The sequence below is a fragment of the Kitasatospora indigofera genome, from assembly GCF_014655955.1.
GTDB lineage: Bacteria > Actinomycetota > Actinomycetes > Streptomycetales > Streptomycetaceae > Kitasatospora > Kitasatospora indigofera.
In genome coordinates this window covers 1-6,523 of sequence record NZ_BNBO01000107.1, presented here as the reverse complement: position 1 = coordinate 6,523, position 6,523 = coordinate 1, and the positions used below count along the sequence as shown (strand labels likewise).

General features: G+C 75.1%; 5 protein-coding genes. 2 read left to right on the top strand and 3 right to left on the bottom strand.

Annotated elements, in window-relative coordinates; all coding sequences use genetic code 11:
• Positions 1-674: tannase/feruloyl esterase family alpha/beta hydrolase (locus IE329_RS39405; protein ID WP_190215881.1), on the top strand; the 674-nt coding region annotated here is incomplete at its 5' end.
• Between the two features lie 306 nt (positions 675-980).
• On the opposite strand, the gene IE329_RS39400 is transcribed toward IE329_RS39405, so the two are convergent.
• Positions 981-1,445 (bottom strand): SsgA family sporulation/cell division regulator, encoded by a 465-nt coding sequence (locus IE329_RS39400; RefSeq protein ID WP_190215880.1) that lies wholly within the window; start codon positions 1,443-1,445, stop codon positions 981-983.
• Between the two features lie 327 nt (positions 1,446-1,772).
• Between IE329_RS39400 and IE329_RS39395 the strand changes: the two genes are divergently transcribed.
• Complete coding sequence (locus tag IE329_RS39395) at positions 1,773-2,573, top strand: alpha/beta hydrolase (RefSeq protein ID WP_190215879.1); 801 nt, start codon at positions 1,773-1,775, stop codon at positions 2,571-2,573.
• 3 nt (positions 2,574-2,576) lie between these two features.
• Here IE329_RS39395 and IE329_RS39390 read toward each other — a convergent pair whose 3' ends face one another.
• Positions 2,577-5,354: a helix-turn-helix transcriptional regulator gene (locus IE329_RS39390; RefSeq protein WP_190215878.1), complete on the bottom strand. Its 2,778-nt coding sequence runs from the start codon at positions 5,352-5,354 to the stop codon at positions 2,577-2,579.
• A 482-nt stretch (positions 5,355-5,836) separates the two neighbouring features.
• Positions 5,837-6,322 (bottom strand): TetR family transcriptional regulator, encoded by a 486-nt coding sequence (locus IE329_RS39385; protein WP_190215882.1) that lies wholly within the window; start codon positions 6,320-6,322, stop codon positions 5,837-5,839.
• Between the last annotated feature and the right edge of the window lie 201 nt (positions 6,323-6,523).

The following is a 6,523-nucleotide window of genomic DNA, read 5'->3' as shown; positions in this document are numbered from 1 at the left end:
CCGAGGTGGTCCGCCGGATCTGGGACGGCCCGCGCACCCCGTCGGGGCAGAAGCTGTGGGCCGGCGTCCCGGTCGGGGCCGACCTGAGCGGCCTCGCGGGAACGACGACGGGCACCGACGGCAAGCCCGTGGGCACGCCCTTCCCCGTCCCGGCCGAGTGGGTGTCCTCCTGGCTGAAGAAGCAGCCGGCGTTCGACGTCTCGACCATCACCTACGACCGGTTCACCCAGCTCTTCCAGCAGTCCCAGCGCGAGTACGACAAGGTCATCGGGACGGACGACCCCGACCTGTCCGCCTTCCGCAAGGCCGGTGGCAAGCTCCTGACGTACCACGGCACCGCCGACCAGTACATCCCGACGGACGGCACCGTGAAGTACCGTCAGCAGGTCGAGCAGCGGACGGGCGGCGCGAAGAAGACCGACGACTTCTACCGCCTCTTCCTCGCGCCGGGCACCGCCCACTGCGGGCTCAACGGCCAGAACAGCGGCCTGGCGGCCCTGACCGCCTGGGTCGAGCACGGCAAGGCACCGAAGACACTGCCGGCCACGCTGACCACCGCCACCGGCCGGAGCGTCAGCCGCAACCTGTGTCCCTACCCGTCCGTCCCGCGCTACCGGGGCGGTGACATCGCGGACGCGGCCGGCTTCCGCTGCGGCCCCGCCGACCGGCACTGACCCGACCCGCACCGGCGCCGCGGCCCGTACTCCGTCCAGGGGTACGGGCCGCGGCGCTGTCGTGGGTCGGTGGGACCACCGTGAACCGACGAGGCCTCACCGGGCGGGTACGGTGCCTGGCGGCCCTGGCGGCCCTGGCGGCCTTGGCGCAGGGCCGCCCGTCGCCCGTCGCCCGGCCCACGACAGCGAAGCGGCCGCCCGCGCCCCGGGAGGGCGCAGACGGCCGCAGATCGCCGTGGCCGGGCCGGGCGGGGGCCCCGGCTCCCTACGAGGGGAGCGGTGGCCGCGTCCGGGGCCTGGGCGCCGTCAGTCCGAGCGGACCTCGGGCGACTCGCGCAGGGCGGCGGCCCAGGCGTCCCAGTCCACGTCCCGCAGCTCGGCACCGGCGGGCACCCGCCGGTAGGTGGCCGCCAGCCACCGGACCAGCGGGGGCAGCGGGAGTTCGAACAGGGCCATCCCGTCGCGGTGGTTGAGCTGCAGCCGAGCGGTGCGCGCCCCCTCCGGGCCGACCGGCCAGATCTGCACGTCCCCCAGGCCGCCGAGCACGGACAGGCCCTGGTCCAGCAGGTCCCGGCCCATCACCCAGGGGATCCGGCCCTCCGGCGCCACGAAGGTCACCGTGACGACCAGCGCGGCGGCCGGGTCGAACCGGAACTCCGCGCGCAGCGAGCGCCGTTGTCCGCAGAAGCCCACGAGCTGGTGGATGTCCAGGGACAGCGGGCCGGGGGAGGCCGCCGGGTGCCCGCTCGCTCCGGGCTGGTCGTCGCTCATGCCGCATGGTCCTCTCGAATGACGGTGGCTGGCGACACCCACTCTCGACGCCCACGCCGCGGCACACATCCGTAAGTTGACGGTCAGCCCCACACGTACCTCCACCACCGGTGACGCACGTCGGTGTCCGGTCCGCTGTCCGGTCCGGTGTCCGTCGCCGGGCCGTCCCGGACCGCCGCCCGCGCCCCGCCGGACCCGCCCGCCGGCCGGCTGCGTCCGCGCCCGGTCACTTTCAGTCATTCGACTGATCCCCCACGAAGCACCCTCCAGCAAGCTGGGGTGGTGGCCGCATCGGTGCAGGCCGTCATCAGGCTCGGAGGACCAGTGGTGATCCGTACTCCCGTCGTGTTCATCCATGGCGCGTGGCTGCACGCGAGGTCGTGGGAGTCCTGGACGGCGCGCTTCGCCGGACACGGCTACGCCGCCTGCGCGCCCGGGTGGCCCGGCGAAGCGCCCACCGCGCGCGAGGCGCGCGAGCGTCCCGAGGCCGTCCCCGACCTCGGTCTGGACGACCTGACCGAGCACTTCGCCGAGGTCGTACGTTCCTTCGAGGTCCCTCCGGTGATCGTCGGGCACTCGGTCGGCGGACTGGTCGCCCAGCACCTGATCGGGGCCCGGCTGGGGCAGGCGGCGGTCGCCATCGCCCCCGCGCCCATCAACGGCATCGCGCTGCACACCGGCCCCGGGTCCGCCGACGAGACCTCCCGGGCGCCGGTCCTGCTCTCTCCCCGGCGCTTCCGCGAGGTGTTCGCCAACGCCGCCGGCCCCGGGGAGGCCGAGCGGCTGTACGACAGCTACGCGGTGCCTGTCCCGCGCCGCCTGCTCGACGACCTCGGCTGCGCCGGCCGGCCCCGCAGGACGGGCGCCCTGGTGGACACCGGCAACACCGGCCGCGGCCCGCTGCTGCTGGTCTCGGGCCAGGAGGACCTGCTGGTCCCCGACGTCGTGACCCGGACCGTCTACAAGGAGTACGGGGACTCCACGGCCCTGACGGACCTCAAGCAGTTCGCCGACCGGGGCCACTCGCTGGTCGTCGACAGCGGCTGGCGGTTCGTCGCCGACCACGTGCTCGGCTGGCTCGACCGGCGGGGCGTCCGGCCCACCGGGCCCGGCCCCGGCCGCCACTGACCGTCAAGCTCCGTCGGCAGGACCCCGAGTGTCACTCCCCTCCGGCGCGTTGCCCAGCGCGTCGCGCAGCGCCGCGCGGGTGGTGATGCCGAGCTTGGGAAAGACCCGGTACAGGTGTGAGCTGACCGTGCGCGGGGACAGGTGCACCCGCTCACCGATCTCCTTGTTGGTCAGGCCGCTCGCGGCGAGACCGGCGATCCGGTGCTCCTGCCAGGTCAGCCCCGCCGCGGACGAGGGCCGGGTGGACATCCCGGAGACCCGGAGCTCGGCCCGGGCCCGGTTCGCCCAGGGCGTCGCGCCGAGCCGCTCGAAGGCCTCGGCCGCCCGGGTGAGTGCCTGACGGGCGGCCTTCGGCCCCTGGGCGTGCCGGAGGCGGATGCCACGGGCCAGCCGGATGCGGGCCAGTTCGAAGGGGAAGCCCGCGTTGTCCGCGAGCGACTCGGCCCGTTCGTACTGGGCGGTCGCGTCCTGCTCGTCCTCGGCCGTCATCGCCAGCGCCCCGTAGGTGATCAGGGCCAGCCGTGGCGAGACGGCGGGCAGGCCGGCCTCCTGGGCGGCCAGGGCGTGCCGACGGGCCTGCTCCGCGCGCCCGGTGTGCAGGGCGGCCTCGACCAGGTCCAGCAAGGTCCGGGAGGCCTGGTGGGCACAGGGCTCGAACGAACCCGGGGCGGTGATGCCGATCGCGTAGAGGTAGGCCGCCTCGTAGTCGCCCTCGCTCAGGGCCGCCATGGTGCCGACGGCGTCGGCGATCTGGGTCAGGAACCCCACCCCGCGCGGACGGGCCCAGGCGTCGACCGCGGTCTGCAGTTCGCGTGCGCGCTCCACCTGCCCCCGCATCGCCGCGAGTTGAGCGAGGTAGGCACGACTGTGGTACGCGAAGAGCGCGTGGTCGCGTTCGACGGCGAGGTCCAGGCCGCGCACTCCGGTCCGCTCCGCCTCCTCCCAGGCGCCGGAGGCCGTCTGGTCCAGCATGATCAGGTGCAGCATGGTCATGGCGGCAGCCGTGACACCGGTCTCCACCTCACGGTCCACCGAACGCTGGAGGTACGGCCGGTGCGGGCCCAGCACGTCCAGGTGGTAGGCGGCCACGCTCAACCGCACCACGTCCCAGGGGTCGAGCAGGGCGCGCCCGGCGAAGGCCCGGTCCAGTCGCCGGCGCACGCCGGCCCCGTGGCGCACCACGTCGCTCCAGGCGTCGCGGTAGATCAGCGACAGCACCGGGACCCGCTCCCCGAGCGTGCCGACGAGGTCGCGCGCCTGCTGCCAGGCCACGGCGTCGGCCGCGTACTGGCAGGTGACCATCAGCAGGTTCACCAGCCGGACTTCGACCTCCCCGGCCCCCGGCCCGGGGTCGTCCCGCAGGGCCTCCAGCGCCGCCACCACCTGTCGGCGGGACGAGCGGACCTCGCCGTCGCGGTACAGCGCCTCGTAGGCGGAGGCCACCACCGAGGCCGGAACGTCCCGCCCGTCCTGGACGGGATCGGCACGGGCCAGCCGCCGTGCCTGGTCGGGCAGGGCCGCCTGCCCGGCGATGAAGGCGGCGTCGGCCAGGCGCCGCGACCGCTCCTCGCGGCTCTCGCTCAGCTCCGCGGCGCGGGTCAGCCACGCGATGGCGGCGAGTGCACCGCCGCGCCTGGTCGTGGACCTCGCGGCGGCCTCCAGCTCGGCCGCGACCTGCTCGCTCGGATCGACCGCCGAGGCCGCCAGGTGGGTGGCCCGCCGCTCCAGGTCGTCCCGGTACATCCGGGCGAGGGCGGCGTGCGCCTCGCGACGCTCGTTGGGGGTGGCCGTCTGGACGACCGTCGACCGCACCAGCGGGTGCCGGAAGACGAAGTCCCCGCTCGACCGGTCGATGTCCAGCAGGCCGCAGGCGGCCGCCTCGTCGGCGTCGGTCATGCGGTACCGGGTCCCCCGGGTGGTGTGCGCCGCCCTGCCCGACCCCACCCCGTCCAGCGCGCCACGCAGCAGCTCCGCCCGCACCGGCGCGCTGAGGGCCGCGATGCGGGTGCCGTAGAGGTATTCGAGCCGGCGGGGGAGTGGCACTCCGTGCCCGCGGGGCAGCTCCCCGGGGCCGGTCGCGGACCGGCTGCCGAGGAAGGGCGGCAGTTCGAGCAGCGCCAGCGGGTTGCCCTGCGCCTCGGCGAGGACGACGGGCCGGATCCTGGCGTCCAGCCCCGGGTGGTGCAGGTCGAGCAGCGCCTCCGAGTCCGCCTCGGACAGGGCGGTGACGTCGAGCACCGGCAGCGCGGCCGTGTCGAACCGCGAGGGCAGGTCGGAGCGCAGGCCGACGACGAGTTTGACCGAGCTGCCGGTCAGCCGCCGCCCGGCGAAGCCGCACACCTCCGCGCTGGCCGCGTCGAACCAGTGGCCGTCGTCGAGGACCAGCAGCAGCGGCTTCTGCGACGACGCCAGTGCGAGCAGGTCCAGGACGGCGATGGCGAGGGCCATCACGGAGGGAGCCGGACCCTCGTCCCGCCCGAACACCACGTCGAAGACCGCGCGCCGGCCGGCGTCCAGCCGCTCGACATGGGGCAGGAGCGGATGCAGGAACTGGTGCAGCCCGGCGAACGCGAAGTCGGACTCGGCCTCCACGCCGGCGGCCCGCACCACCTGGTGGTCCTCCCCGGCGGCGAGGTCGGCGATGTGCTGCAGGAGGGCGCTCTTGCCCACACCGCTCTCGCCCTTGAGCACGAGCGAGCGGCCGCCGGCCGCCCCCACGAAGGAGGACAGTGCCTCCCGCTCCCGCTGCCGGCCGACCAACACCCCGACCAGTGGATCCATGTCGTCCCCATCCTCTCGGCCACCGGGCCCGCCCGGCGGCTCGGCCGCTCCCGGCCGCTCCGACGCCCGGACCCGCCCGACGCCCGGACCCGCCCGAGGCCCGGGCACCGTCGAGCCGGGTGTGCGTCCGGGTGTGCGGCCGGGTGGCCGCGCTTGTCACACGTGCTGCGCCGGCCGGGCTGTCACGCGATCCTTCGACATCACGGGAGCGGTGACGCGAGTGCACACCTGCCTCGCCCGGGCCGACACATGTCGAGCAGCGTATATGCAGAGTGCGGCCCACGTCATCATGGCTGGGTCACACCTGGCCGAGGGCCGTCCGGACGGTTCGCCCAAGGGTGTCGCGGCCGCGGAGGCGGGCCGGGCCGGCCGTGGGCCGCCGGACTCGGGGCTCAGGTCTCCGGGCTCAGGTCCCCGGGCTGTGGGTCCCGGGCTGTGGGTCCCGGGCGGAGCGTCCCCGGGTCAGGGCGCGCCGATCCCCTTCACGCGCCGATCCCCTTCAGCAGGGTGGCGACGACCAGGTCGGCCGCCGGGCCGGCCGCGAGGCCGGGTTCCTGCCGGGCCGCCAGGTGCATGAGCTCCGGCAGCAGGGCCGCGGCCCAGCCGGCCGGCAGGGAGTCTCGGAGCAGGCCTTCGTCGGTGGCGCGTCGTAGGAAGGCGTCCACCTCGGCGACGGCGACGTCCCGGCGGGCACGGCTCTCCGGGTCGGCGAGCATGCGGGTGAGGTCCACCGGCCAGGTCCGGTTGACCTCGATGATGTTCTCCACGTAGCGGTGCAGGGCGACGGCGACGGGGGCCTCACGCAGGCGGGCGTCGGCGATGGCGTGCTCGACGGCCTCCAGGCGGGCCGCGTAGACGGCCGCGAGGAGGTCCTCGCGCGAGGTGAACCGCCGGTACACGGTGCGCCGGTCCACCCCCGCCGCCGCGGCGATGGCGGAGATGCTGGCACCCGGGTCGGCGGCCAGCATCCGCGCTCCGGTGGTCAGCACAGCCTGGATGTTCCGCGCGGCGTCAGCTCTCACAGCGGGAAGTCTACCCGCCGGTGTGCGGTCTGAGGCGACGACCACCACGAGCAGGCGCCATGGGCGCGGCCAAACGCGTCAGGACTGTGGCACTAGGCCGTGTCTGACAATTCGCGGCGGATCAGCGCGCGGCTCCCCCAGCCTCCG